Source organism: Novosphingobium sp. TK71, assembly GCF_055361505.1.
Genome location: NZ_CM143962.1, coordinates 1,722,928 through 1,746,832 on the forward strand (window position 1 = coordinate 1,722,928; position 23,905 = coordinate 1,746,832).

26 protein-coding genes and 1 tRNA gene are annotated in these 23,905 nt (G+C 64.0%); 9 read left to right on the top strand and 18 right to left on the bottom strand.

The features are described 5' to 3' along the window. Nucleotides 1-197 precede the first annotated feature (197 nt). Entirely contained in the window at nucleotides 198-1,511 is a 1,314-nt protein-coding gene (locus ACXJ16_RS07805) for an MFS transporter (RefSeq protein ID WP_185997766.1), read from the top strand. Between the two features lie 48 nt (nucleotides 1,512-1,559). On the opposite strand, the gene ACXJ16_RS07810 is transcribed toward ACXJ16_RS07805, so the two are convergent. The 3 genes from ACXJ16_RS07810 to ACXJ16_RS07820 all read right to left on the bottom strand — a co-directional run bounded on the left by ACXJ16_RS07810 (nucleotide 1,560) and on the right by ACXJ16_RS07820 (nucleotide 2,700). Further along, a complete protein-coding gene (locus ACXJ16_RS07810) occupies nucleotides 1,560-1,784 on the bottom strand; it encodes a hypothetical protein (RefSeq protein WP_054439694.1) in 225 nt (74 codons plus the stop codon). A gap of 198 nt (nucleotides 1,785-1,982) precedes the next feature. Further along, the gene (locus ACXJ16_RS07815; RefSeq protein WP_054439696.1) at nucleotides 1,983-2,165 is read right to left on the bottom strand and encodes a CsbD family protein; all 183 of its coding nucleotides are present in this window, start codon (nucleotides 2,163-2,165) and stop codon (nucleotides 1,983-1,985) included. A 121-nt stretch (nucleotides 2,166-2,286) separates the two neighbouring features. After that, nucleotides 2,287-2,700 (bottom strand): EVE domain-containing protein, encoded by a 414-nt coding sequence (locus ACXJ16_RS07820; RefSeq protein WP_054439698.1) that lies wholly within the window; start codon nucleotides 2,698-2,700, stop codon nucleotides 2,287-2,289. A gap of 145 nt (nucleotides 2,701-2,845) precedes the next feature. Between ACXJ16_RS07820 and ACXJ16_RS07825 the strand changes: the two genes are divergently transcribed. From ACXJ16_RS07825 to ACXJ16_RS07850, 6 genes are all read left to right on the top strand, one after another. Next, complete coding sequence (locus tag ACXJ16_RS07825) at nucleotides 2,846-3,781, top strand: isopenicillin N synthase family dioxygenase (RefSeq protein WP_324699020.1); 936 nt, start codon at nucleotides 2,846-2,848, stop codon at nucleotides 3,779-3,781. 90 nt (nucleotides 3,782-3,871) lie between these two features. Beyond that, nucleotides 3,872-5,581, top strand: coding sequence for a putative bifunctional diguanylate cyclase/phosphodiesterase (locus tag ACXJ16_RS07830; RefSeq protein WP_463920335.1), 1,710 nt, complete (start codon nucleotides 3,872-3,874; stop codon nucleotides 5,579-5,581). Between the two features lie 69 nt (nucleotides 5,582-5,650). Then, nucleotides 5,651-6,469, top strand: coding sequence for a diaminopimelate epimerase (gene dapF / locus ACXJ16_RS07835; RefSeq protein ID WP_185997767.1), 819 nt, complete (start codon nucleotides 5,651-5,653; stop codon nucleotides 6,467-6,469). Continuing rightward, nucleotides 6,466-7,680: a MiaB/RimO family radical SAM methylthiotransferase gene (locus ACXJ16_RS07840; protein ID WP_463920337.1), complete on the top strand. Its 1,215-nt coding sequence runs from the start codon at nucleotides 6,466-6,468 to the stop codon at nucleotides 7,678-7,680. Before dapF ends, ACXJ16_RS07840 begins: the two co-directional genes overlap by 4 nt. Continuing rightward, nucleotides 7,677-8,618 (top strand): signal recognition particle-docking protein FtsY, encoded by a 942-nt coding sequence (gene ftsY, locus ACXJ16_RS07845; RefSeq protein WP_054439702.1) that lies wholly within the window; start codon nucleotides 7,677-7,679, stop codon nucleotides 8,616-8,618. The genes ACXJ16_RS07840 and ftsY overlap by 4 nt, the downstream gene beginning before the upstream one ends. Then, nucleotides 8,618-9,271 (top strand): inner membrane-spanning protein YciB, encoded by a 654-nt coding sequence (locus tag ACXJ16_RS07850; RefSeq protein WP_324698708.1) that lies wholly within the window; start codon nucleotides 8,618-8,620, stop codon nucleotides 9,269-9,271. The genes ftsY and ACXJ16_RS07850 overlap by 1 nt, the downstream gene beginning before the upstream one ends. 12 nt (nucleotides 9,272-9,283) lie before the next feature. On the opposite strand, the gene ACXJ16_RS07855 is transcribed toward ACXJ16_RS07850, so the two are convergent. The 10 genes from ACXJ16_RS07855 to ACXJ16_RS07900 form a co-directional block, all read right to left on the bottom strand. Continuing rightward, a complete protein-coding gene (locus ACXJ16_RS07855; protein ID WP_463920340.1) occupies nucleotides 9,284-10,393 on the bottom strand; it encodes an energy transducer TonB in 1,110 nt (369 codons plus the stop codon). Nucleotides 10,394-10,462: 69 nt separating this feature from the next. Next, entirely contained in the window at nucleotides 10,463-12,421 is a 1,959-nt protein-coding gene (locus ACXJ16_RS07860; protein ID WP_185997771.1) for a potassium transporter Kup, read from the bottom strand. Between the two features lie 105 nt (nucleotides 12,422-12,526). Continuing rightward, nucleotides 12,527-13,195 carry a tetratricopeptide repeat protein gene (locus ACXJ16_RS07865; RefSeq protein WP_324698705.1) on the bottom strand — a complete coding sequence of 223 codons (669 nt, stop codon included), beginning with the start codon at nucleotides 13,193-13,195 and terminating at the stop codon, nucleotides 12,527-12,529. After that, nucleotides 13,192-13,590, bottom strand: a complete 399-nt coding sequence (locus ACXJ16_RS07870) for a cytochrome c-type biogenesis protein (protein ID WP_082370474.1) — start codon at nucleotides 13,588-13,590, stop codon at nucleotides 13,192-13,194. Before ACXJ16_RS07870 ends, ACXJ16_RS07865 begins: the two co-directional genes overlap by 4 nt. A 35-nt stretch (nucleotides 13,591-13,625) precedes the next feature. Beyond that, on the bottom strand, nucleotides 13,626-14,177 hold the full coding sequence (locus ACXJ16_RS07875) for a DsbE family thiol:disulfide interchange protein (RefSeq protein WP_324698704.1): 552 nt from the start codon (nucleotides 14,175-14,177) through the stop codon (nucleotides 13,626-13,628). Beyond that, nucleotides 14,174-16,138: a heme lyase CcmF/NrfE family subunit gene (locus tag ACXJ16_RS07880; RefSeq protein WP_185997773.1), complete on the bottom strand. Its 1,965-nt coding sequence runs from the start codon at nucleotides 16,136-16,138 to the stop codon at nucleotides 14,174-14,176. Before ACXJ16_RS07880 ends, ACXJ16_RS07875 begins: the two co-directional genes overlap by 4 nt. Before the next feature lie 10 nt (nucleotides 16,139-16,148). After that, nucleotides 16,149-16,631 carry a cytochrome c maturation protein CcmE gene (gene ccmE, locus ACXJ16_RS07885; protein ID WP_420719869.1) on the bottom strand — a complete coding sequence of 161 codons (483 nt, stop codon included), beginning with the start codon at nucleotides 16,629-16,631 and terminating at the stop codon, nucleotides 16,149-16,151. Between the two features lie 2 nt (nucleotides 16,632-16,633). Further along, nucleotides 16,634-16,774, bottom strand: a complete 141-nt coding sequence (locus tag ACXJ16_RS07890) for a hypothetical protein (protein WP_324698702.1) — start codon at nucleotides 16,772-16,774, stop codon at nucleotides 16,634-16,636. Nucleotides 16,775-16,798: 24 nt separating this feature from the next. Beyond that, a complete protein-coding gene (gene ccmC / locus ACXJ16_RS07895) occupies nucleotides 16,799-17,527 on the bottom strand; it encodes a heme ABC transporter permease CcmC (RefSeq protein WP_324698701.1) in 729 nt (242 codons plus the stop codon). Between the two features lie 107 nt (nucleotides 17,528-17,634). Further along, nucleotides 17,635-17,711: transfer RNA gene (locus tag ACXJ16_RS07900), tRNA-His, on the bottom strand. 201 nt (nucleotides 17,712-17,912) lie between these two features. Here ACXJ16_RS07900 and ACXJ16_RS07905 point away from each other — a divergent pair. Then, on the top strand, nucleotides 17,913-18,545 hold the full coding sequence (locus ACXJ16_RS07905; RefSeq protein ID WP_185997775.1) for a prolyl hydroxylase family protein: 633 nt from the start codon (nucleotides 17,913-17,915) through the stop codon (nucleotides 18,543-18,545). 59 nt (nucleotides 18,546-18,604) lie between these two features. On the opposite strand, the gene ACXJ16_RS07910 is transcribed toward ACXJ16_RS07905, so the two are convergent. Beyond that, a complete protein-coding gene (locus ACXJ16_RS07910) occupies nucleotides 18,605-19,156 on the bottom strand; it encodes a superoxide dismutase family protein (RefSeq protein ID WP_054439723.1) in 552 nt (183 codons plus the stop codon). Nucleotides 19,157-19,348: 192 nt separating this feature from the next. Here ACXJ16_RS07910 and ACXJ16_RS07915 point away from each other — a divergent pair, with 192 nt between their 5' ends. Continuing rightward, nucleotides 19,349-19,696, top strand: a complete 348-nt coding sequence (locus tag ACXJ16_RS07915) for a PilZ domain-containing protein (protein WP_324698700.1) — start codon at nucleotides 19,349-19,351, stop codon at nucleotides 19,694-19,696. A gap of 87 nt (nucleotides 19,697-19,783) precedes the next feature. On the opposite strand, the gene rpmE is transcribed toward ACXJ16_RS07915, so the two are convergent. The 4 genes from rpmE to bamA all read right to left on the bottom strand — a co-directional run bounded on the left by rpmE (nucleotide 19,784) and on the right by bamA (nucleotide 23,842). Continuing rightward, on the bottom strand, nucleotides 19,784-20,011 hold the full coding sequence (gene rpmE / locus ACXJ16_RS07920; protein ID WP_054439727.1) for a 50S ribosomal protein L31: 228 nt from the start codon (nucleotides 20,009-20,011) through the stop codon (nucleotides 19,784-19,786). Nucleotides 20,012-20,130: 119 nt separating this feature from the next. Continuing rightward, nucleotides 20,131-20,583, bottom strand: a complete 453-nt coding sequence (gene fabZ / locus ACXJ16_RS07925) for a 3-hydroxyacyl-ACP dehydratase FabZ (RefSeq protein ID WP_054439729.1) — start codon at nucleotides 20,581-20,583, stop codon at nucleotides 20,131-20,133. Between the two features lie 20 nt (nucleotides 20,584-20,603). Continuing rightward, on the bottom strand, nucleotides 20,604-21,203 hold the full coding sequence (locus tag ACXJ16_RS07930) for an OmpH/Skp family outer membrane protein (protein WP_054439732.1): 600 nt from the start codon (nucleotides 21,201-21,203) through the stop codon (nucleotides 20,604-20,606). Further along, nucleotides 21,203-23,842 (bottom strand): outer membrane protein assembly factor BamA, encoded by a 2,640-nt coding sequence (gene bamA, locus ACXJ16_RS07935; RefSeq protein ID WP_231636063.1) that lies wholly within the window; start codon nucleotides 23,840-23,842, stop codon nucleotides 21,203-21,205. The genes ACXJ16_RS07930 and bamA overlap by 1 nt, the downstream gene beginning before the upstream one ends. Nucleotides 23,843-23,905 lie beyond the last annotated feature (63 nt).

The following is a 23,905-nucleotide window of genomic DNA, read 5'->3' on the forward strand; positions in this document are numbered from 1 at the left end:
GCCTTGCCAATAGCCCGGCCCTTCCGGCGCGCCCATTCGCATGGCCCGATTCCCGGGCCCGATTGTTTCCGGACGATTTCGCACCGGCGCGGAAGAACGCTGCCGGGCGGCAAAAAACGCCTCAAGGGGTTGTGCCCTCGCCCCACCGCATTAAGTGTCGCGGCAACGATGAAGCGAGGCCGCCGAATTTTTCCGACATGACAACGACGACCCAACTCATCCGGGCCAGGAGATTCCTGCCCTTGTTCGTCACCCAGTTGCTCGGCGCGTTCAACGACAACCTGTTCAAGAACGCCATGGTGCTGTTCGTGGTGTACGGCGTCTACAACTCGGAGGCCGCCGAGGCGCGGTTCAGCGCGCTCGCTTCCGGCATCTTCGTGATCCCCTTCTTCCTGCTTTCCGCGCTGGCGGGCCAGATGGCCGACATGCGCGACAAGTCCAGGATCATCCGCATCGTCAAGCTGTGCGAGATCTTCATCATGCTGGTGGGCGGCGCAGGCCTCGCGCTGGCATGGAAGGGCATCGCCCTTCACACCGCCGCCATCCCGCTGATGCTGCTGGCGCTGTTCGCGATGGGCATCCACTCGACCTTCTTCGGGCCGATCAAGTACGCGATCCTGCCGCAGCACCTGCGCGAAGGCGAAGTGCTTTCCGGCACCGGCCTCGTGGAGGCAGGCACTTACATCGCGGTGCTGGCGGGCACGATCGTGGCGGGCTGGATCAGGGTGGACATCGCCGCCGTGACCGTCGTGGTGATCGCCGCCATCGGCTATCTCGCCGGGCGACAGGTTCCCCCTGCTCCTCCGCTCGGAAAGCTGGAGCCGATCGACTACCATGTCGTGCGCTCCTCCATCAATCTCGTGCGCACGACGATGCAGGATCGCCGCGTGTTCCTGGCGATCTGCGCGATCAGCTTCTTCTGGGCCATCGGCACGGTGCTGTTCGTGCAGTTCCCGCCGCTTACCAAGAACATCCTCAACGCCAGCAAGGAAGTGGCCAGCCTGTTCCTGGTGATCTTCTCCGTCGGCGTGGCGATCGGCTCGGTGGCGATCAATGCGCTGCTCAAGGGCACCGTCTCGGCCCGCTGGTCTCCGCTTTCGGTGATCGGCATGGGCGTGTTCCTGGTCGCCTTCCAGGAAGTCTGCTCGATCTGGCCGCCGCACGACGGTCCCGAAGCGCTGATGAACGTCGCGGTCTTCGTGGTCCAGCCGCTGGCGGTGCCACTGCTGCTGACGCTGCTGGGCATTGCGGTGTGCGGCGGCATGTTCGTGGTGCCGCTCTACGCGTTCCTCACCACCTTCGTCGACAAGTCGCAGACGGCCCGCACGATCGCGGCGAACAATATCGTCAATTCGGGTGCGATGGTGGTCGGCGCCATGGCCACAGGGCTGATGTCGCTGCTCGGACTGCCGGTTGTGTTGCAGCTCGTCGTGGTGGCGATCAGCTGCGGCGCCTCGGCCTGGCTCGGTTTCCTGCTCTACCGCGCCGAGCGCGCGGCCCTGCCGGCCTGAACTGCCCGCAGGTTCCGTTCAGCACCCTTCAGGTGCCGTTCTGTCCGGTCAGGCAATGAAGGCCAGCGCAGCCACGAAAGTGGCGCAATAGGCCGAGAGAAAGCGGCGCCAGTCGCCGCCGTTCATGCGCCATGCCTCAGCCGCCGCGGCATTCTGCGCCGTCTCCGCAGCCTCGGACGTTACCGCAAGAGCCTTGCGCGGCAGGGACCGCCGGAAGGGATGGCCCGCACCCTCGCTGGTGAGGACAAGATCGCGTCGTGACATTCTCTGCATGAGACGCACCTTAAGAACTTGTTTACTCTTTTCCAGTCACCCGAAAGGATCATCTCATTTCGGGACGAAAGTGTTCTCGTGAACAGATGAAGGAGTTTTAACAAGCGACTGGTTTCCCACGAAAAAGGGCCGCCAGCTGGCGACCCTTTAAACGCTTGCGCCGATCCGGCGGAGCGCGGTGTTCCCGAGGGAACTATGTCAGATGCGGTCGCCCAGTGCGCCCTTGACCTTGCCGATGCCCTGCTGGACTTCGCCCTTGGTTTCCTGCGCCTTGCCTTCGGCCTGCTGGGCCGGATCGTTGCGGGCCTTGCCGATCACCTGCTTGGCATTGCCGGCGACTTCGTTGCCGAGGCCCTTCACGGTGTCCTTGAGCTTACCCATGGTCGATCTCCTTGCTTGTCCGGCGAAAGTCCGCCGTGTTCACGAGAGACAAACCCGCAGATGCCGCCGCAAGTTGCGTGCCTTCGCGCCGAGCCGTGCCGCGGCGAAGGCAAGACGAAAATCAGCCTCCCGCAAGAGTGAGGATGTAGTCCCATTCCTCAGGCGTCACCACCGCGACCGAGAGGCGCGAGAACTTGACCAGCTCCATCTCGGCCAGCCTGGGGTCGGCCTTGACCTGCTGGAGAGTGACCGGACGAGCCACCTTGCGCACGGGCTTGAGCTTGACCGCCGCCCACTTGCCTTCGGGATCGGTAGGATCGCTGAGGCCGGACTGGCTGATCGTGGCGATGCCGACGATCTCCTTGCCGATGTTGGAATGGTAGAAGAACACCTCGTCCCCCACCTGCATCGCGCGCAGGTTGTTGGCCGCACGGTGGTTGCGCACGCCGTCCCAGGTGCCCTCACCTTCCGCGACAAGGTCGTCCCAGCTGTAGGCGTCCGGTTCCGACTTCATCAGCCAGTAGCGCTTTGCCATAAATCGCCTTTCGATTTCGCCTTACGGCCAGAAACTTCTATGGGGGCCGCATAGCGATTCAATCGGCGGAGACAACACTGGTGATTCGGCGCCGTCATTCGCGCGTGCCGGTCACTGTCAGCCGATCCTTGTTTGGAAGACCATGATGAACCTTGCCCAGATTCCCGTTCTCAGCCTCGAAGGCGACCGCGCCGAATTCTCGCAGCACATCGGCGAGAGCTTTCGCACCTTCGGCTTCGCGATGGTCCGCGACCACGGCATAGACCAGGCCCTGATCGCCCGCGCCTGGGCGCTTACCGAGCAGTTCTTCGCACTCCCCGACGACGTCAAGCGCCGGTACTTCATCACCGGACAGGGCGGCGCGCGCGGGTATACGCCGTTCCGCACCGAAGTGGCCAAGGGCGCGACCGAAAAGGACCTCAAGGAGTTCTGGCATGTCGGCCGCGACCTGCCCGCCGGCTCGCCGCTCGCCGCCTCGATGCCGCCCAACATCTGGCCCGCCGAGATCGAAGGCTTCGAGGAAACCTTCACGGAACTCTTCGCCCAGTTCGACAAGGCCGGCGCCGAGATTCTTGCCGCCATCGCGGTCTATCTCGGCCTCGATGCGCGCTGGTTCGATCCGGCCATCGAAGACGGAAACTCGGTCCTGCGCCTGCTGCACTATCCGCCCGTGGGATCAGGTGCGGGCGGTGCCATTCGCGCCGGCGCGCATGAGGACATCAACCTCATCACCCTGCTGCTCGGCGCGCAGGAAGCCGGTCTCGAACTGCTTGGCAAGAACGGCGAGTGGCTTTCGGTCGCGCCGCCCGAAGGCGCGGTGGTCATCAATATCGGTGACATGCTCCAGCGCCTGACCAACCACTTCCTGCCCTCGACCACGCACCGCGTCCGCAATCCCGAGGGCGACCGCGCCGCGCACAGCCGCTACTCGATGCCGTTCTTCCTCCACCTGCGCAGCGACTTCCCGTTCAGGACGCTGGAACAATGCGTGAGCGAGGAAAACCCGGACCGTTATCCCGTCAGCATCACCGCAGACGACTATCTGCAGGAACGCCTGCGCGAGATCGGCCTCAAGATGTAAGACGACCGCGCGCGGTTCGGCCAACTTAACCAATATTTCAGTCCCCCTGCGCTAGCGATCCACCGGGGTTCAAGCGCAGGGGGACATCAGGTGAGCACAATCGGGGCCGCGCCAGACGGCGGCGACGGCGAGATTGCCGACCGTCAGGTCGACATCGTCGCGCTGGGCATCGTCACCGCGGCCATCCTGCTGTTCGTGGCGACGGGCAGCGCCATCGGCCCTTCGGTCGTGAAATCGCTGCTCGGCCAAGGTCCGGGGCCAGACCGATTCCTGCTCAACGCCTTCCTGCTCAACGTGGCGATCATCATCTTCGGGTGGAGCCGCTACCGCCAGCTTTGCGAGGAAATCCGCCAGCGCAAACGCGCAGAACAGCGCGCGCGCCACTTGGCCGAAACCGACCCGCTCACCGGCTTCCTCAACCGCCGCAGCTTCCACCGCGCGGTGGACGAGATGATCCGTAAGGCGGAGTTGCAGGGGCGCGCCGTCGTTCTGGCCATGATCGACCTCGACAACTTCAAGCAGGTCAACGACTACAACGGCCACAACACCGGCGACCGGCTTCTGCAGGAGTGCGCGCGGCGGATTTCCGGTTGCCTCCCTCACCAGGCGCTGATCAGCCGCATCGGCGGTGACGAGTTTTCCGTCGCCATCCCCTTCGACCTTACCCGCGTGGACCGGATCGACCGCATCGCCGCGTCGCTCGTGGAGGCGATCGGGCAAAGCGCCTCGGTGAATGCGATCAATATCGAAGTGACCGCTTCGATAGGGCTCGCCCGATCCGACTTTCCTCCCGCGCACGGCAATCGCCCCGATGCCCGCGCGCTGCTCGAAATGGCCGATGTCGCCATGTACCATGCCAAGCGCCAGGGCCGGAACAGCTACTACTGGTTCGAGGCCCCGATGGCCGCCGAGATGCGCTTCCGCAATGAACTGGAATTCGGGATTCGCCAGGGAATTCCGCGCGGCGAGTTCGTGCCGTTCTACGAACAGCAGATCGACCTGCACACCGGCGAACTGACCGGGTTCGAAATGCTGGCGCGCTGGAATTCTCCGCAGTTCGGCATCGTCGCGCCCGATATCTTCATCCCCATCGCGGAAGAGATCGGCGCGATCGCCGACCTCTCGGAATGCGTGATCGCGCAGGCTCTCGACGATGCCAAAGGCTGGGATTCGCGCCTTACCCTTTCGGTCAATATCTCCCCGCTGCAATTGCGCGATCCGTGGTTCGCCCAGAAGCTGCTCAAACTCCTGCTGGAAGCGAGCTTCCCGCCGCACCGGCTTGAGATCGAGATCACCGAATCCTGCCTGCACCAGAACCTGGCCCAGGTCCGCACGCTGATCACCAGCCTGAAGAATCAGGGCATCAAGGTCAGCCTCGACGACTTCGGGACCGGCTACAGCTCGCTGGCGCTGCTGCGCAGCCTACCGTTCGATCGCATCAAGATCGATCGCAGCTTCGTCTCCAGCCTGACCGACAACAAGGACAGCGCCGCGATCGTCCACGCCATCGCCATGCTGGGCAAGGGACTGGACATGCCCGTAACCGCGGAAGGGATCGAGACCAGCGAAGTGCTCTCGCACCTCCAGCAATACGACCAGATCAAGGGCCAGGGCTATCTCTACGGCCGCCCTCGCCCTGCCGCACAGCTCGCCGAATGGCTCGAAGGGATGGAACTCGTGGCCGACTCGGAAGCGATCAGCGATCTCGAAGCGCTGCGCAGCCAAATCGAGGCGAAGCGCGAAGCGGAACTCTCCAGCGCCGCCGAAAGCACTGACGACCCGCAAGCCCGGCAGGCCTGACCGGGCCCTGTCTGCCCGTCTTGCGGCTTTCTCTGGACCTGACGCGCCGCAGCGCATAAATCGCGCGCCATGCGGATCGATTTCACCAAGATGCATGGGCTCGGCAACGACTTCGTCGTGCTCGATGGACGCACCGGCGCGCTGCCGGTCGTGGATGCGGCGCTGGCCGCCGCGCTCGCCGACCGGCACACCGGCATCGGCTGCGACCAGCTGATCGTGCTGGCGCCTTCGGATCTCGGCGATTTCCGCATGCGCATCTTCAATGGCGACGGTAGCGAAGTGGAAGCCTGCGGCAACGCCACCCGCGCCATCGGCCTGCTCCATGGGCGTCCCGCCACGATCGAGACGCTGGGCGGAATGCTTGCCACCACGCCTACCGATGGCGGCATCAGCGTGGAAATGGGCAAGCCCCGTTTCGACTGGGATGCAATCCCGCTCGGCTATCCGATGGATACGCACCGGATGCCGGTGGCCTGGGAGGAGCTCGTCAATCCGATTGCGGTCAATGTCGGCAATCCGCACGTGATCTTCTTCGTTGAAGATCCATACCGGATCGACATGGCGCGCCTCGGCCCCCTGATCGAGACCGATCCGCTGTTTCCCGAACGCATCAACGTCAATGTCGCGGCCGTCACCGCGCGCGATGCCATCAGCCTGCGCGTGTGGGAGCGCGGCGCCGGGCTTACCCGCGCCTGCGGCACCGGTGCCTGTGCGACTGCCATCGGCGCGATGAAGCGCGGCCTCGTGGATCGCAAGGTCACCGTCACCCTGCCCGGCGGCCCGCTCGCAATCGAATGGCGGGAAGACGACGAGATCGTCATGACCGGCCCCGCGACCGAATCGTTCCGGGGCTCGTTCGAAGCGGCGGACTACGGGATTCCAGATTGACCGTCGAAGTCCATTCGCTCGGCTGCCGCCTCAACATTTCGGAAAGCGAATCGCTGCGCGGGCTCTTGCGCGGCGTGCCCGACGCCGATGGGGATCTCGTGGTCGTCAATTCCTGCGCGGTGACGGCTGAAGCGGTGCGCCAGACCCGCCAGGCCATCCGCCGCGCTCGCAAGGAACGGCCGGACGCGCGCCTGATCGTCACCGGCTGCGCCGCCGAAGTAGAGCGCGAGATGCTGGCAGCCATGCCCGAGGTCGATGGCCTGGTTCCGAACACCGCCAAGCTCGACCCACGCGCCTGGAACGTGCCCGCCGTGACTGCCCCCGCCGAACGCCGCGCCTATACGCGCGGTTTCGTGCAAGTGCAGAACGGCTGCGACCATGCCTGCACGTTCTGCGTGATCCCGCAAGGCCGCGGCCCCAGCCGCTCGCGCAGCGTCTCCGAGGTGCTGCACGACGTGGCGGTCCACCTCGACAGCGGCGTGAACGAGATCGTGCTGACCGGCGTGGACCTCACGTCTTGGGCCAGCGATCAGCGAAGTGATCAGGGAACTGATCGCGCCGGCGCCCCTCGCCTCGGCGCGCTCTGCGAAGCGATCCTCGCGCGCTTTCCCGCTCTGCCCCGCCTGCGCCTTTCCTCCATCGATGGCGCCGAAGTGGACGAGACCCTGTTCGAGCTGCTGGCCGGCGAAGCGCGGATTATGCCGCATGTCCACCTCTCCCTTCAGCATGGCCACGACCTGATCCTCAAGCGCATGAAGCGCCGCCATTCCCGCGCCGATGCCATCGGCCTCGTCTCCAGCCTGCGCGCGCGCCGCCCCGAGATCGCCATCGGCGCCGACATCATCGCCGGGTTCCCGACAGAGGACGAGGAGGCCCACGCGGCCAATCTCTCCATCCTGGGCGAACTGCAGGTCGTCCACGGTCACGTCTTTCCCTATTCGCAGCGCCCCGGCACCCCGGCGGCGCGCATGCCGCAAGTCGATCCCGCCGCGATCAAGGCGCGCGCCGCGCAGCTGCGCGACAGGATCGCCGAAATCAGGGCGAGCTGGCTGGCCGGCCTCATCGGCCACCCGCTATCCGTGCTTGCCGAAAGAGGTGGGAAAGGCCATGCGGAAAACTTCGCGCCCGTGCGCTTGCCTGCCCATGCGCAGCCCGGCGCGCTGATCCGCGTTACGCCCGCAAGGGTAGTCGAAGGAATACTGGAATCATGAGTACCGAAGGCCAGCAGGCTGAACGCGACTGGTCCGACCGCCTGTTCGGCGGCTTTCGCAAGACCTCCGAACGCCTGAGCGAGAATCTCTCCGGCATCGTCGGTAAATCGAAGCTCGACGACGCACAGCTCGATGCGCTCGAAGACGCGCTGATCATGTCGGACCTCGGCCCCCGCGCCGCCGCCCGCATACGCACCCGCCTTGCCGAAGAGCGCTTCGAGCGTGACGCCGATGAGCGCGCGATCATGGAAGTGGTCGCCCGCGAGATCGCCGAGATTCTACGTCCGGTCGCCAAGCCGCTCGATGTCGTCGCCTTCCCGCGTCCGCAAGTGATCCTCGTGATCGGCGTAAACGGCTCGGGCAAGACCACCACGATCGCCAAGCTGGCGCACTTGTTCCAGGAGCAGGATTATTCGGTCATGCTGGCGGCGGGCGACACTTTCCGCGCCGCTGCAATCGGCCAGCTCGGTGTCTGGGCCGACCGCCTCGGCATTCCGCTGATCAAGGGGCCCGAGGGCGGCGACCCTGCGTCGATCGTGTTCGATGCGGTCAAGGCCGCGACCGACCAGGGTATCGACGCTTTGATCGTCGATACCGCCGGCCGCCTCCAGAACAAGCGCGAGCTGATGGACGAACTGTCCAAGATCCGCCGCGTGCTCGGCCGCCTCAATCCCGAGGCACCGCATGACGTGGTGCTCGTGCTCGACGCCACCAACGGCCAGAACGCGCTCTCGCAGATCGAGATTTTCAAGGAAGTGGCGGGCGTCTCCGGCCTCATCATGACCAAGCTGGACGGCACCGCACGCGGCGGCGTCCTCGTCGCGGCGGCGGAGCAATACGGCCTGCCCATCCACGCCATCGGCGTCGGCGAGAAGATCGACGACTTGCGCCCCTTCAACCCGGACCTGCTGGCACGGGTCATCGCCGGAATCGCCTGATGAACGCCCACACCACCTCCGCGGAAAAGCCTAAGTCGAGCTGGGTCAACCTCGTCGTCGATTTTGGACCGCTGCTGGTCTTCTTCCTCGCCTACCGGCACTTTTCTCCAGCCGGCGAAGGCAGTACCATCGGCACCGTTTCCGCCGTCATCAAGGGCACTATCGCCTTCATGGTCGCCACCGTGATCGCGCTGGGCATCTCGAAATGGCGGCTCGGCCATATCTCGCCGATGCTCTGGCTGACGACGGTGCTGATCGTCGGATTTGGCGCGCTGACCGTGGTGTTCCACGACGCCTTCTGGATCCAGATCAAGCCCACCGCCGTCTACCTGATGTTTGCGGGCGTGCTGTTCTTCGGCCTGATGCGCGGGAAGGCCATGCTGAAGTATCTCCTCCAGTCCGCCTTCGAAGGTCTGACCGAGGAAGGATGGCTGAAGCTTTCACGCAACTGGGCCTGGTTCTTCCTGCTGCTCGCAGCGCTGAACACGGCACTGGTCTTCAGCGTGAGCTTCGAAACCTGGCTTCAGGCAAAGCTCTGGGGATTCACGGTGCTTTCATTCGTTTTCACCTTCTCCCAGCTTCCCATGGTGCTCAAGCACGGGATGGGCGAGGCCGCCAAGGAAGAAGTGATCGAGAATCCGCCGCACGACTGAGCGGGCCGCGATTCAGAATTCCGTTTCCGGCTCCACGGCATCTGCATCTGTCCGGGAGCCGGCCTGCGGTTCCATCGCGAACCTGACCCGCGCGACGCAACCCGTCGCGCCTTGCGGCGAACTTGCCAGCTTCGCCTGCTGCAGCATCTGGAGCGCCTGCCGCCCGAAAGCGTCGGAAGGCTGCGTCTGCACCACCCTGGCATTACCGATAGCGCCCCATGGGGCCACATCGTAGGCGACGATCGCCCAGCCTTCGATACGGCGGCGGCCATAAGCCGGCGGAAAACGCAGTGAAGGCGGAACGGCCCACTGCTTTTCCGCGGGACAGCTCGCGTTCTTCGGCTGATCGCCGGGGCCGGGCATCGGCGGCGCCGGGACCGTGGCGGGTTTCAGCCAGTAGGGAAAACGACAGGCCTGCCGCGCTCCCCCGGTAAACCGCGATCTGGCGACGGCTTTGACGGACTCTTTTTCGAGCGCCTGGTTGCCGCTGCCCGTCATGATGCGGGCATGGACCGGCTTGCCATTTGCATCGAGGTCATAGGAGACCAGTGCCCACTCCCGCACACCGGGCTTCGCAGGTACTTTGCGAAAGTCCGGGTAGGCGCGTGTGAGAACCTGGGGCCGCGGACGCTCCATGCAGTCCCCCTCTCCCCACAAGCGGCTCCAACCCTGTCCCGGCAATCGACCTGAAATCGGGTCCATCGTATAAGCCGCGAGATCGGCGATCGTGGCTGCTGCGATCGGTATCTCTTTCGGCGTGAAGGTAATCGAGCACCCTTCGCGCGCCGCCGCCGGGAAATGGCTCGCCGCCAATGCCGGGCCGAGGTCGGTGCCGGGAGAATAACGGTCCTCGATCGAAATCGCCCGGCCCGAGGCGTCGATATCGAAGCGCAGGGTCACGCCTCCGCGCGCCATGGAATCGCGCCACAGACCCTTCAAAGGATGGACCAGCCCGGCCGTGTCAACCGGCGTGCCGTCGTTGCAGGTCACCGGTCCCGGCGCCCAGCCTGCAAGGCTCGGCCCTCCAGAAGCCCGCGCGCCGACCGTGTCGATCACGGGTAGCGGAGGCGGAACGAATCCCGCCGATGAGGGTGCGAGCAGCAAGCCAAACAAGAAGTTCATCGTCCCGGCTCCAGATCGTTTGCGCGAAAGCTAACACGATCAGAACACGGGATAATGACAAAATTCCCGTCAGATTTCGAGCTGACTGCCCAGTTCGACCACGCGATTGGTGGGCAGGCGGAAGAATTCCATGGCACTGGCGGCGTTGCGCATCATCCAGGCGAAGAGCTTCTCCCGCCAGATCGCCATGCCGGGCTTGGCCGAAGGCACCAGCGTCTGACGGGAGAGGAAGAAGCTGGTCTTCATCATCTCGAACGGGCCGCCGCACAGTTCGGAGTGGGCAAGCGCGGCCGGAATGTCCGTCTCTTCCATGAAGCCGTAGCGCAGCGTCATGCGATAGAAGCCCTGCCCAAGGTCGGTCACCGAGTAGCGCTCAGCAGGCTCGACATAAGGCACGTCCTGCACTTCGACCGTCAGAACCACCACGCGTTCATGCAGCACCTTGTTGTGCTTGATGTTGTGAAGCAGCGCCGAAGGCACACCGGCGTTGCTGGAGGCCATGAAGATCGCCGTCCCCGGTACCCGCGCGGCAGAACCGTGGGCGCTCTTGGCAAAGACGTTGAGCGGCAGCGCTGCCTCGGTCATGCGGTCGCGCATGAGGCGGCGGCCCTTGTTCCACGTCGTCAGCAAGGTGAAGGCGATGCCGCCGATCAGCAGCGGGAACCAGCCGCCATCCGGCACCTTGGTGGCATTGGCGGCGAAGTAGGCCCCGTCGACCACGAAGAAGGTGACGATGACGGGCACCGCCAGCCAAAGCTTCCAGCGCCACAGCACGATCAGCAGCACGGCCATGAGGCAGGTGTCGATCAGCATCGCACCCGTAACGGCGATACCGTAGGCGGACGCAAGGTTCGACGAATTCTGGAACACCAGTACCAGCACGATCACGCCGGTCATCAGGGCCCAGTTCACGAACGGGATATAGATCTGCCCGACCTCGTGCTCGCTGGTATGGCGAGTCGAGAGGCGCGGGATGAAGCCGAGTTGCATGGCCTGGTGGGTGATCGAGAACGCACCCGAAATCACCGCTTGGCTGGCGATGAAGGTAGCGCAGGTCGCGAGAATCACCAGCGGCAGGCGCAGGTTTTCGGGAGCGAGATTGAAGAACGGGTTCTTCATCGCCTCTGCCGCCGCAGAATCGTCCAGTCCGAGGATCATCGCCGCCTGGCCGAAGTAGTTTATCAGCAGGCAGGGCATGACCACGCCGAACCACGACAGCCGCAGCGGGCCGCGCCCGAAGTGGCCCATGTCGGAATAGAGCGCCTCGGCCCCGGTAACGGCCAGCACGACCGAGCCGAGCGCCAGGAAACCCAGCACCTTGTCGGTCATGAAGAACTGGATCGCGTACCACGGGTTCAGCGCCACCAGCACCGAAGGCATCTGCACGAGATGATAGATGCCGAGCACGGCAAGCACGGCGAAGTAGACCACCATGACCGGCGCGAAGAGCGCGCCGACCTTGGCGGTGCCGCTCTTCTGGATCACGAAGAGCGCGATCAGCAGCACCAGCGCGATGGGAAGTACCAGCGGTGCCAGCCGCGATTCGACCACGGTAAGACCCTCGACCGCCGAAAGCACGGAAACCGCAGGCGTAATCATCGAATCGCCGTAGAACAGCGAAGTCGCGAAGACGCCGAGCAGGACGACCAGCGGGCCATAGCGGGACTTGCGGATCGCGCCGGAAATCAGCGCAACAAGCGCGAGGCTTCCGCCCTGCCCCTTGTTGTCCGCCCGCATGAGGATACCGACGTACTGGACCGAAACCACCAGCGTCATCGACCAGAAGATCAGGCTGACCACGCCGAGAATATGGAGTTCATCGATCGCCAGCGGATGCGGGCCGACGAACGTTTCGCGGAACGCATAGAGCGGGCTGGTGCCGATGTCGCCGAACACGACGCCAACGGCGCCAAGTGCGAGCTTGGTTATATTGCCGGAACCATGTCCCCCGGCGGCGGGGGCTTTGCGCCCCGTCGCCGGATCGATCACCGTCGGAACGACAGCCGTGTCCGAACTTGCATCACTCATTCCAGCGCCCCGTAATGGACTTGTCGCGTCAGCATTTCACCGCCCCGACAAGCGCCCGCCGTTAGCAGCATGATAAGAGCCTAGCAACGACCGTTAGCGCTGCGTTCATGGGCGGGCCGACATGTCCTCGGGATTCTGCCCGGAGGACTGGCTGGCAATGAAGGCGTCCAGCCGCTGCAATTGCTCCGCCAGCGGGCCGCGCCAACCGGCATCGGCCGGAGCGTGTTCGAGAAGATCGGCCCAGAGCGCCCGCGCTTCCGGCAGCTTTCCGGACTGCGCCATGGCAAGGCCGAGGAAGTAGGGAGGCCCCGGCGCCTTCGGATCGGCCGCTCCCGCCTGGCGATAGGCATAGAGCGAGGCCGGTGTCAGTACGCCTTCCGAGTGGGCGACGAGCACGTTACCGAGCGCCAGCCAGCCCTCAGAATTCCTGGGATCGTCCTCGATCGCGCCGCGCAGCAGGCCGGCGGCGTCGATGTAGTGACCGTTGCGGGCAAGGCCGTCGGAAATCACCACCCAGCGATTGCTCGTCGGGATGCCCTCGCGGCTCAGCTTGCCGCGCGCCTCCACGAAGAATTCGCCGGCCTCGGTGTCCTGCGCCTCGGCCGCCTCCTTGGGTGCGCCGGGCTCGCTGGGGCGCCCCTGCGCGGCATAGCCCGCAATCCCCAGCATCAGTGCGGCAGCAATGGCCTCACGCCCGCCCCTCGGCGCCTTGAACACGAACACGATCAGCACAAAGGAAACGATCGCGAGCAGCGCGACGAAGACCCAGGTCACAGCGAATCTCCCGGCACCGGGCCGCCCCGTCGGAACCGTTTGCGTAGCAGCAATGCCGCCAGCGCCAACAGGAACAGCGGCACTGCAAACAACGGCCAGGTCAGCGCCGTCAGTTGCGGGGCATAACTGACATAGTCTCCGTAGCGTTCGATCAGCCAGCCGCGAATCGCTTCGGGGTCCTCCCCGGCGGCGATCCGCTCCCGCACGAGCGAGCGCATGGAACCGGCGATGGGTGCGTCCGAATCGGCGATCGACTGTCCCTGGCACTGCAGGCAGCGCAGCGTTTCCATCAACGTCTGGGCCTGTTGTTCCTTTGCGGGATCGTCAAGCTGGCGATAGGCATAAGGCGCGGTGGACTGCTCCTCCTGCGCCGCCGCGGGCAAGGCGGTCCACATGACCAGTGTCAGCAGCAATGCCGCGAAGAAACGGGTCACTGGCTCGCTTCCTTGAGCTTTTCGAGAATCAGCGGGATCTGGTCCGGCCTGATTTCGCCGATGTGCTGGTAGCGGATCACGCCCTTGCCATCGATCACGTAAGTCTCAGGCACGCCTGACGAACCGAGCGACAACTGCACCTTGCCGTCGTCATCCGCGCCGACCCGCTTGTAGGGATCGCCGTTTTCCTTGAGGAACCCTTGCAACGCCTCGGTGCTGTCCCTCACCGATATGCCCTCGATCGGGACTCCGGCCCGGGCCAAGGCTCCCAGTTGCGGCGCCTCGACACGGCAGGGAATGCACCAGGAGGCGAAGATGTTGACGAGATGGGGCTTGCCGTCAGCCATATCCGCACTGTTCAGTCCAGGCCGATCCGGCAATGCCGCGGGCAGGGAGAACGCCGGCATCGGCTTGCCGACAAGCGTGCTGGCCACGGTCTTGTCGGCCGGGCGATAGAGCCCGAGCATGACAAGCGCCACGAACGCCACGAACAGCGCCAGAGGCAGCCAGATCGCCCAGCGAGGCGCCTTGGCGGACGGTTCGCTCATGAGCGCTCTCCCAGCTGGGCCTGACGTTCGCGGCGGTACGCGATCTTGTCACGGGCGAAGATACGGCGAAGGTCGCTCGCCACGCGGCCAAGCAGGGCCAGGAAGCCGCCCAGCGCAATCATCAGACCGCCAAGCCAGATCATCGTCACGAAAGGTTTCCACCACAAGCGAAGCTGCCAGCGCCCATCCTCGGCTTCTCCGCCCAGAACCGCATAAAGCTGCCCGTTCCAGCGCGTCAGCAATGCCGATTCGCTGGTCTGCTGCGGCGGCGCCCAGAAACTGCGCGATTGCGGATCGATCTGAATCACCCGCCCGGTATCGCCATAGCGCACGAGCAGCCGCGCTTCGAGCGCCGTCCAGTTCGGCCCTGCCACCGGTTCCACGGTATCGAGTTTCACCTGCCACGGGCCGACTTCGGTAACGTCGCCGGCCTTCACCGCGACAAGCTTCTCGATCGAGAACGCGCTTTCGCAGCTCATCCCCAGTAGCGACACGGCAATACCGAGATGCGCCACCACCATGCCCCAGACCGGCAACGGCGTGCGGCGCAGGTTCCGCCCCTTGAGCGGCAGGACGCTGGCCCATCCCAGGCCGAGCGCCAGCGCGAAGCCCAGCGTCGACAACAACGAGACACCGCCGATCGCCACCATGGCAATCATTCCCGCAACGATCAGCATGGCCGGGATCACCAGAGTCTTGCCGATGCGCGGGAACGAATCGCGCCTCCAGCGCAGCAGCGGCCCCACCATCAGCACGATCAGCATCGGAACCGCGAAAAGCGCGCCCATCGGATTGAAATAGGGCGGCCCGACGGAGACTTTCGCACCCATCGCCTCGGCCACCAGCGGATAGAGCGTGCCGAACAGGACGATGCCGAGAATCGCCGAAAGCATGACGTTGTTGAACACGAGAGCGCCCTCGCGGCTGACGACGGCAAAGCGCTCGCCTTCGGTCACGGTCGCCGCGCGCAGGGCAAACAAGATGAGCGCTCCGCCGATATTGATCGCCAGCAGCGCAAGGATGAAAGATCCGCGCTCGGGGTCGACCGCGAAAGCATGGACGCTGGTCAGAATGCCTGAGCGCACGAGGAAAGTGCCGATCATCGACATCGAGAACGCCACCACCCCGAGCATCATCGTCCAGGCGCGCAGCGCATTGCGCGCTGCCAGCACGCTGACCGAATGGAGCAAGGCTGTCGCCGCCAGCCATGGCATCAACGAGGCGTTTTCGACCGGATCCCAGAACCACCAGCCGCCCCAGCCAAGCTCGTAATAGGCCCAGTAGGAGCCGGCCGTAATGCCGACCGTCAGGAAAATCCAAGCGCCGAGTACCCACGGGCGCATAGCCCTTGCAAAGGCAGGGCCGACTTCCCGGGTGACGAGCGCGCCGATCGCGAAGCTGAAGGCAACGGACAGACCGACGTAGCCGAGATAGAGCGTGGGCGGATGGAACGCGAGGCCGAGATCCTGAAGCAGCGGGTTGAGTCCATTGCCCTCCTGCGGAACCGGCAAGAGCCGTTCGAACGGATTCGAGGCGATCAGCAGGAAGGCATAGAAGCCGAGGCTGACGAAAGCCTGCCCCGCGAGCGTCGCCAGCATGGTCGGCTCCGGCAGCCGCTTCTCCACGAGCGCCACGAACCCACCAGCCACACCCATGACGGTGACCCAGAGCAGCATCGAGCCCTCGTGGTTACCCCAGGTTCCGGCGATCTTGAAGATCAGCGGCTTCATCGAATGCGAGTTCATCGCCACCAGCTTCACCGAAAGGTCGGTGGAAGCGAACAGGTCGACGAGGGCCATGAAGGCAACGAGAGCCAGAAGGCCCTGCACGACGGCGACGGGACGCACGATGCCCGCCAGCGATGCCCCGCGCGCCGTCAGCGAAAGAGCACCCGCGATCAGTTGCAGGCCAGCGAGTGCAGCGGCCAGCCAAAGCGCTGCAAGTCCGAGTTCCGCGATCATTTCGACTGGTTCATTTCGTCTCGCGCATGACCTGCTCGGCCTGTTCCCTGCTCATGTCCTGCATTTCACGCGGCACGTAGTTCTCGTCATGCTTGGCCAGGAGATTGTCAGCCTGGAAGGTTCCGCCCGCGTCCAGATGGCCCTCCGCCACGACGCCCGAGCCTTCCACGAAAAGCGAAGGAACGATGCCCTTGAACCGCACGGGAACATGCGCCTTGCCGTCCTGCACGGCAAAGGCAATCGTCACCCCATCGGCCTCCGTCCTCAGCGACCCCTTCTCCACCATGCCGCCAAGGCGCACTGCCCGGCCCGGCTCCGGCGGATTGGCCACGATTTCGCTCGGCACATAGAAATAGCTCGCCTGGTTGCGCAGCGCCCAGGCTGCAAGCAGGCCCGCACCGATCAGCACCACCAGCGCGATCACCAGCAGGATCAGCCTCTGATGTTTCGCCTTGATCCCCGACGTCTTTGGAATTCCCGAAATCGCGGCCACCGTCAGCGCTTCCTCGCTTCGTCGCGGCGCTTTTCCGCGCGCTTCATCGACAGCAGGGACCAGGCGACCATCGCCGCGGTCGCACCCACGCCGATTGCATAAGCGGCCATCACGAAAGCCCAGGGGTCCATCGTCTCGCGCATCAGTTCGTCCCCCTCTCCATCGTCTCAGTATGCCTCGCTCAGCGCCTTGCGCCGTAAGCGGGCCTCCGCCTGCTGGTTGGCCAGAATCGCCCTCATCCGGGCCAGTACGCAACCTGCGAAGAGCAAGGTGAAGCCAAGCATCGCGAAAAGCAGCGGCCAGAGGAACGCCCCCGACATGGCCGACTTGCCGACCGTGATCGATGGCGCCTGATGCTGGCTGTTCCACCAGATCACCGAATAATGGATGATGGGAATGTTCACCGCGCCAACCAGGCCGAAGATCGCCGGGGCGCGGTTCTGTCCGCCGTCGGAAGCCTCGCTCGCTTGCGAAAGCGCCATCCAGCCGAAATAGAGGAACAAGAGCACCAGCATGCTGGTAAGGCGCCCGTCCCACACCCACCAGGTGCCCCAGGCCGGCCGCCCCCAGAGGGAGCCGGTAACGAGGCAGACCGCGGTGAAGACCGCACCGGGTAGGGCACAGGCCCGCGCTGCAATCGCCGCGAGCGGGTGGCGCCAGACGAGTTCGGTGAAGCTGGCTGCGGCGATACCCATCCAACCGGCCATGCCGAGCCAGGCTGCGGGAACATGAAGGTAGACGATTCGCACCGTTTCGCCCTGAAGGCGTTCAGCCGGACCGAAGAACAGCCCCCATCCCAAAGCAGCCAGGGCAACGAGGATTCCCGCCCCCATGCAAAGCGGCATCAGCCAACGGGCGATGCGCAGGAAGCGGGCGGGATTGGCAAAGCCGTGCATGTCAGGAGGCTTCTATCGTTCGCGGTGAAAGGAGCAAGTGGCCTAAGTGAAAGCGCTGCGCTTTTCACCCGGCAAATGCCCCATGGCACGATGGATAAAAGATAAAATGGGGCGATCGATGGGGTTCGAACCCACGACCTCCGGTACCACAAACCGGCGCTCTAACCAACTGAGCTACGATCGCCACACGAGAAAACACAGGCCTTGCCGTGTCTTTCCGAAGCCCCGCGTCCGTTTCGCTGCGAAGCGACCGTTGCGGGAGCGCGCCCTTTGCACAAGGTTTGCCGACTTGAAAAGCAAAAAGTCGAGGTCGAGCGCAAAAAATCGGAACGAGGCCGATCCAATGCAATTTTACCGGCATGATCCCCCCGCTAAAGCAGGGCTCATGAATGCTCCCGGCGAATCATCTGGCCAGATCCTGCTCGCACGTTCCGGCGTGCAACGCTTCCCATCCTCGAGGCTCGACCTGTTCGTCCTGCGCGATTTCCTCAAGGAGGCAGAATGCGAAGAACTCGTCGCCCTGATCGAGGCGCGGCATCGCCCGTCCACGATCGCCAACTTCAATGGCGACAATGCCTTTCGCACCAGTTCCACCTGCGACCTCTCGCCCGATGTTCCCGCGGTTGCGGCACTGGCGGAGAAGCTGTCGAAACTGTCGGGGATCGACCCTGCCCACGCCGAGCCGCTGCAAGGGCAGCGCTACGAGGTAGGGCAGGAGTTCAAGGCCCACACCGACTATTTCGAGCCCAACAACGACGACTACAAGAAGTACTGTACGGTGTCCGGGCAGCGCACCTGGACCTTCATGATCTACCTCAACACGGTAGAAGCCGGCGGCGCGACGCGGTTCAAGGTGATCGACAAACTGGTCCAGCCGGAACGCGGCAAGCTCATCGCCTGGAACAATCGCCGCCCGGACGGCACACTCAATCCCGCAACGCTTCATCACGCCATGAAAGTGCGCAAGGGACTCAAGTACGTCATCACCCAGTGGTATCGCGAAAAGCCTTGGGGATGACGGTTCGAGGATGAGCGGCCGAGGAGTGGCGCGCCGCCGGTCCCCAGCCGCTTGGGCATTTACTTCGGCGCGCTGATCACGGCGCAGGCGATGCGGCCGCCGGCATTGCCCGCGGGCTGGCTGGTATAGTCGTCAGGGTCGGCATGGATCACCAGGGCCGAACCATCGGCATCCGCAAGAGACTTGGCGCCTGCCGCAAGGGTCACGCCCGTGTTCAGAACCTGTGCCTTGAGCAGACCGTCAGTCCCGACATGCTGGTTCGGCATGTCTCCGCCGTGCGGACCGCCCATGACCATGAGGCCGTGCTTGTGCTCGCCGCCGGTGAAGTGACCGCCCGCCGTCGTGAATTTCTGGGCAGGATCACACAGGCCCTTCTCATGGAAATGGAAACCGTGATCGCCGGCGGGCAGTCCCTTCAGGTCAGTCGTCACGAGGACGCCGGCAGGCGTGTCCTGCAGCATCACCATTCCAAGCGACTTGCCGTCGAGGCCGATCACGTCTGCATGAACCATCGGACCGCTCGCGGCGGCAGGCGCGGTATCCTGGGCAAGTGCCTGGCCGGCCACGACAGCGGCACCACATGCCGCCAGGATTTTCAGGGTACGGATCATTGCGCTTCTCCATTTGCGAGCCGGTTGACCGGCATCTGCGAACTTCCGCCGCCCTGCCCTTACGGATTTTCCGCAGGGCAAAGGCGCGCGGTGACTGACCGTTAACGATATTGGCCGAAATTGGCTCCGAGAACTCAATGGCCGAAAATCAAGCGGCCAGAAAATCCCTCGGGAAGCCAAGGACATCGCACAGTGAACGCACCGCTCGCAAGGCTCAAGGCCTGCTCTCCGCAAACGCGGGACGAACGGCGGCGGGAAGACCGCCACATAACGTGCCACGAGGCAACACTCGAATCGCTTCGTGGCGGCTGCATGGGCGTGCAACTCGCCGACGTTTCCGCCCACGGATGCAGCGTGCGCGGTGAAGCGACATGGCTGCGGCAAGGCGCCTTTGTTTCGATTCGCCTCGGCACGAGCGCGAAACTGGACGCCATCGTCCGCTGGGTGCGCGGCGACGCGGCAGGCATGGAGTTCCTGCATCCGGTCCCGGCCGACCGATTCGATTGGCACGACCTGATGGATTTCGGGTTCGAAGCCTGACCGTCAGGATGCCGCATCTGCAGCAGGCAACAAAAAAGGCGGCCTCGAAAGGCCGCCTTCTTCGTGTTCGTGAAGCTGACTTCGCGCTCAGTTCTTCTTGAGCGAAAGGCCACCGAAACGCTTGTTGAACTGGGCAACGCGGCCGCCGTCCTGCAGCTGAGCCTTGCCGCCGGTCCAGGCCGGGTGCGACGTCGGATCGATGTCGAGAACCAGCGTGTCACCTTCCGAGCCCCAGGTCGAGCGGGTCTGGAACGTGCTGCCATCGGTCATCTGAACGGTGATCAGGTGGTAGTCGGGATGGGTATCGGCCTTCATGTCGTATCTCTCTTCGCATATGGCCGGTTCCGACCGGCCTGCTTGGGAAAGCGGCGCCCTTACAGGGGCAGCCCCGAAATTGCAAGGATTAAGGGGAAGGCAAGCCCTCCCCCCATCCGTCAGGCGTCGGCGATCATGGCGGTGAAGTTGACCTCGCAGGTCACCTTTTCGCCGATCGAGGCCTTGCCCCAGAACTTGCAGACACGCGAACGCTTCTGAACGAAGCCGGCCCGCAGGTCGAGCAGGTTGCCCGGCGTCACGGGGTTACGGAACTTCGCTTCCTCGATCGCCATGAAGTAGACCAGCTTGCCGGTCCCTGCGAGGCCAAGCGCTTCAATCGCAAGAATTCCCGCCGCCTGCGCGAGCGCCTCGATCTGAAGCACGCCGGGCATGATCGGACGGCCGGGGAAGTGCCCCTGGAAGAAGTCCTCGTTGAAGCTCACGGCCTTGACCGCGTGGATCTCGTTCTCATCGAACGAGACCACACGGTCGACAAGCAGCATCGGGTAGCGATGCGGCAGCGCCGCCAGGATCTTCGCGGTGTCGTAGACGAACTCGGTCGAATCGCTCATCGCTCTACCCGCCGTCGCTCTTAGCGGCCCGAGGCCGCCGGAGCAGGCTGCTGCTGCGCCGGAGCGGTGGTGTTGATCGTGGTCAGCGCGCCGTTCAGCGCGGTCAGAACGTCGGTGGTGATGTCCAGCGACGGATCATAGGCCAGCGTCTGGCCCATCTCGACCAGCATGTTGGCGCCGCGCTTCTGCATCGCCGGCTTGTAGAGGTTCTGCAGCTGCGCCTGGATCTGCTGGCCGACATAGGCCTGGTTGCGCTGGATCTGCTGCTGCTGGCCCTGCAGTTCCTGGCCGGCCTGCTGTTCCTTCTGCTGGTAAGCCTGGATGCGGGTCTGCAGCGCGGCGTCGGGCTGCTTGCCGCCCAGTGCCTTCACAGCGGTTTCGAGACCCTGTGCTTCGGGCTGAAGCGAAGCCTGAAGCTGGTTGCGACGTGCTTCGAAGGTCTGGATCTGCTGCTGCAGCGCCTGGTTGGCGGTCTTGCAGGCGTTGCATTCGCGCGCAACGCGGTCAAGGTCGACCACGGCAACCTTCGAGGCGGGTACGGCCTGCGCCAGCGCGGGCTGGGCCAGAGCGACAAGCGCCAGGCCCGAGGCCAGAGCGGCGGACTTGAGAAGCATGTTCATCAGAATTGAGTTCCCACGTTGAAAGTGAAGGTCTTGGTGTTGTCGCCGTCGTACTTCAGCAGCGCCTTGGAGATGTCGATACGGAACGGGCCGAAAGGCGAGTTCCAGTTGACGCCGAAGCCGATCGCGACGCGGGGCTTCCAGGTGTTGCCGACGAAGGTTTCGTCGAAATAGGTGGTGGTGCCGTAAAGCGTGTTCGCCTCGCCGGTAACCGTATTTGTCGGGCTGGTAACGTACGAGATCGTCCCGTCCGACGCAGTCTGCTGGTAAAGCTGATTGCCGTCGGAATCGCGATTGCCGATGAAGCAGCCCGCCTTGCAGTGGCTCAGCTCGGGCGACTTGATCGCCCATACCGCGCCGGCATCCACGAAGATCGAGGGACGAAGGCCCATTTCACGAGCGCCGGAACCGAGCGGAATTTCAAGCTCGGCACGGCTCATGTAGTAGTAGCGGCCACCCAGCGCGTCATCCGAATCCGAACTTACTTCGTTGTTGGAGGCAGCCGTCGCGTCGGCGTAATAGCTACGCACCACGCGCGGACCGATGCCGCGAATGCCGAAGCCGCGAATCTGGGGCTCGCCCAGATAGAAGCGATCGGTCAGGCGAATATCGTCGCCGCCCCAGCCCTTGATCGCACCGCCCTCGCCCTGGAGCGAGAAGATGAAGCCACTGCCCAGCGGCCAGTACTTCGCGGCATTCGCACGCAGGCGCACATACTTCACGTCGCCGCCAAGACCGGCCACGTCGATGTTGGTCGAGATGGTTTCGCCGCGGGTCGGGCGCATGCGATTGTCGAGGTTGTCGTAGATCAGCGAGAAGCCGAGGATCGAGCTCAGCCGCTGGCCGATCGCGTCGCAGAGATAGCGTCCTGCGCGAAGCGGATCGCAAACGTATTCGCCGTTGGAATTGACGGAATAATACGTGCTCTTGGACAAGGTCACGTCGTCGTAGTTGAGCGTGTAGCGGCCAACCGCGGTGAGGTACTCGGTCAGCGGAACACCGGCACGAACCTGGAAGCCGGTGGTCGACTGCTGGTAGGTCGTGTTGCGGTCCGAGTTGTAGTACTGGAAGCTGTTGTAGTCGCGGCGATAGATGTCCACGCCCAGCGAGACGTTCTTGTCGAACAGGTAGGGCTCCACGAAGCTCGCTTCGACCGACTTCGAGTAGGACGAATAGCTGCCCGAAAGACCGATCGTCTGACCGCGGCCGCGGAAGTTGCGCTGGCGGATCGAGGCCTGGAAGATGAAGCGCTCAAGGCTCGAGAAACCGGCCGAGAGCTGCAGCTCTCCGGTCGGCTTCTCCTCGAGGTTGGCTTCGAGGATAATGCGATCTTCGGCGGAACCGGGCTTCTGTTCGACCTCGAACTTCTCCTGGAAGTAACCGAGAGACTTGATGCGGTTGGTCGAACGCTTGACCTGCAGCGAGTTGAAAGCGTCACCTTCGGCGAGACGGAACTCGCGGCGGACGACCTTGTCCTGGGTCAGGGTGTTGCCGTTGATGTCGATCCGCTCGACATAGACGCGCGGCGCCTCCTGGATCACGAAGGTCAGCCCCATGGTGAGGTTTTCCTTGTCGCGATCGTACTGCGGACGCACGTCGGCGAAAGCATAGCCGAAGGCACCGGCGGTGTCGTTCAGGCCCTCGATGGTGTCTTCGACGAGCTTGGCGTTGTACCAGTCGCCCTTCTTCATCGACAGGTTCTTCGCCAGCTTCTCGCCGTCGAAGTCGCGCAGCTGGCTTTCGACCTTCACGTCGCCGAACTTGTAGCGCTTACCTTCCTCCACCACATAAGTGATGATGAAGTCCTTCTTGTCCGGCGTCAGTTCGGCGACCGCCGAAACCACGCGGAAATCGGCATAACCCTGCGTCAGGTAGAACTGGCGCAGCTTCTGCTGGTCGAAGGCCATGCGATCGGGATCGTAGCTGGTTCCCGAGCTGAAGATGCGCGTGATGCGCGACTGCTTCGTCACCATCTGGCCGCGCAGTTCGCCGTCGGAGAAGTGCTCGTTGCCAAGGATGTTGATCTGGCGGACCTTGGACTTGTCGCCCTCGGTGATCTCGAAGACGATGTCGACGCGGTTCTGGTCGAGCATGACCATCTTCGGCTCGACGGTCGCGGCGTAGCGGCCCTGACGCTTGTAGAGTTCGATGATGCGCGCAACGTCGGCGCGGATCTTCGAGCGGGTGAAGATCTGGCGCGGAGAGACCTTGATCTCCGGCAGGATCTTGTCGTCCTTGATGCGCTTGTTGCCCTCGAGGATGATGCGGTTGACGACGGGGTTTTCCTTGACCTGGATGGTCACGACACCCTTGTCGTTGGTTACCTGCACTTCCGAGAACAGTTCGGTGCCGTAAAGATCCTTCAGCGCGGCGTCACCGGCAGCCTTGGTGTAGGGCTGGCCCACGCGCAGCTTGATGTAGGACATGACCGTCTGCGCCTCGAGGCGCTCGGCCCCGGTAACCTGGATAGTCAGGATCGTCTCGGCAGGCTCTGCCGCAGCGGCCGGCGCGGCTGCGGGAGCCGAAGACGCTGCTGCGTCCTGCGCAAATGCCGCATCTGGCACGCCTGCGAGGATCGTGGTTCCCAGGAGCACTGCTGCAAGCTGCGGCGCACGGCGGGCGTCAGTGCTGCGACCCATTACCAATCCCATCATTCTACGCAAATTCCCGTATTCGCTTTCGCGAGGACCCCGATCGATCCG

Coding starts and splice junctions, on each gene's coding strand:
- bamA (WP_231636063.1), bottom strand. CDS start 23,842: ATGGGTCGCAGCACTGACGCCCGCCGTGCGCCGCAGCTTGCAGCAGTG.
- ACXJ16_RS07910 (WP_054439723.1), bottom strand. CDS start 19,156: ATGATCCGTACCCTGAAAATCCTGGCGGCATGTGGTGCCGCTGTCGTG.
- fabZ (WP_054439729.1), bottom strand. CDS start 20,583: ATGAGCGATTCGACCGAGTTCGTCTACGACACCGCGAAGATCCTGGCG.
- ACXJ16_RS07820 (WP_054439698.1), bottom strand. CDS start 2,700: ATGGCAAAGCGCTACTGGCTGATGAAGTCGGAACCGGACGCCTACAGC.
- rpmE (WP_054439727.1), bottom strand. CDS start 20,011: ATGAAGGCCGATACCCATCCCGACTACCACCTGATCACCGTTCAGATG.
- ACXJ16_RS07855 (WP_463920340.1), bottom strand. CDS start 10,393: ATGAACTTCTTGTTTGGCTTGCTGCTCGCACCCTCATCGGCGGGATTC.
- ACXJ16_RS07870 (WP_082370474.1), bottom strand. CDS start 13,590: ATGTGGACCGCCTTGCCCGCGGCGGCGCAGGAGGAGCAGTCCACCGCG.
- ACXJ16_RS07810 (WP_054439694.1), bottom strand. CDS start 1,784: ATGCAGAGAATGTCACGACGCGATCTTGTCCTCACCAGCGAGGGTGCG.
- ccmC (WP_324698701.1), bottom strand. CDS start 17,527: ATGCACGGCTTTGCCAATCCCGCCCGCTTCCTGCGCATCGCCCGTTGG.
- ACXJ16_RS07880 (WP_185997773.1), bottom strand. CDS start 16,138: ATGATCGCGGAACTCGGACTTGCAGCGCTTTGGCTGGCCGCTGCACTC.
- ACXJ16_RS07825 (WP_324699020.1), top strand. CDS start 2,846: ATGAACCTTGCCCAGATTCCCGTTCTCAGCCTCGAAGGCGACCGCGCC.
- ACXJ16_RS07890 (WP_324698702.1), bottom strand. CDS start 16,774: ATGCGCGAGACGATGGACCCCTGGGCTTTCGTGATGGCCGCTTATGCA.
- ACXJ16_RS07875 (WP_324698704.1), bottom strand. CDS start 14,177: ATGAGCGAACCGTCCGCCAAGGCGCCTCGCTGGGCGATCTGGCTGCCT.
- ftsY (WP_054439702.1), top strand. CDS start 7,677: ATGAGTACCGAAGGCCAGCAGGCTGAACGCGACTGGTCCGACCGCCTG.
- ACXJ16_RS07815 (WP_054439696.1), bottom strand. CDS start 2,165: ATGGGTAAGCTCAAGGACACCGTGAAGGGCCTCGGCAACGAAGTCGCC.
- ACXJ16_RS07905 (WP_185997775.1), top strand. CDS start 17,913: ATGAATGCTCCCGGCGAATCATCTGGCCAGATCCTGCTCGCACGTTCC.
- dapF (WP_185997767.1), top strand. CDS start 5,651: ATGCGGATCGATTTCACCAAGATGCATGGGCTCGGCAACGACTTCGTC.
- ACXJ16_RS07930 (WP_054439732.1), bottom strand. CDS start 21,203: ATGAACATGCTTCTCAAGTCCGCCGCTCTGGCCTCGGGCCTGGCGCTT.
- ACXJ16_RS07860 (WP_185997771.1), bottom strand. CDS start 12,421: ATGAGTGATGCAAGTTCGGACACGGCTGTCGTTCCGACGGTGATCGAT.
- ACXJ16_RS07850 (WP_324698708.1), top strand. CDS start 8,618: ATGAACGCCCACACCACCTCCGCGGAAAAGCCTAAGTCGAGCTGGGTC.
- ACXJ16_RS07805 (WP_185997766.1), top strand. CDS start 198: ATGACAACGACGACCCAACTCATCCGGGCCAGGAGATTCCTGCCCTTG.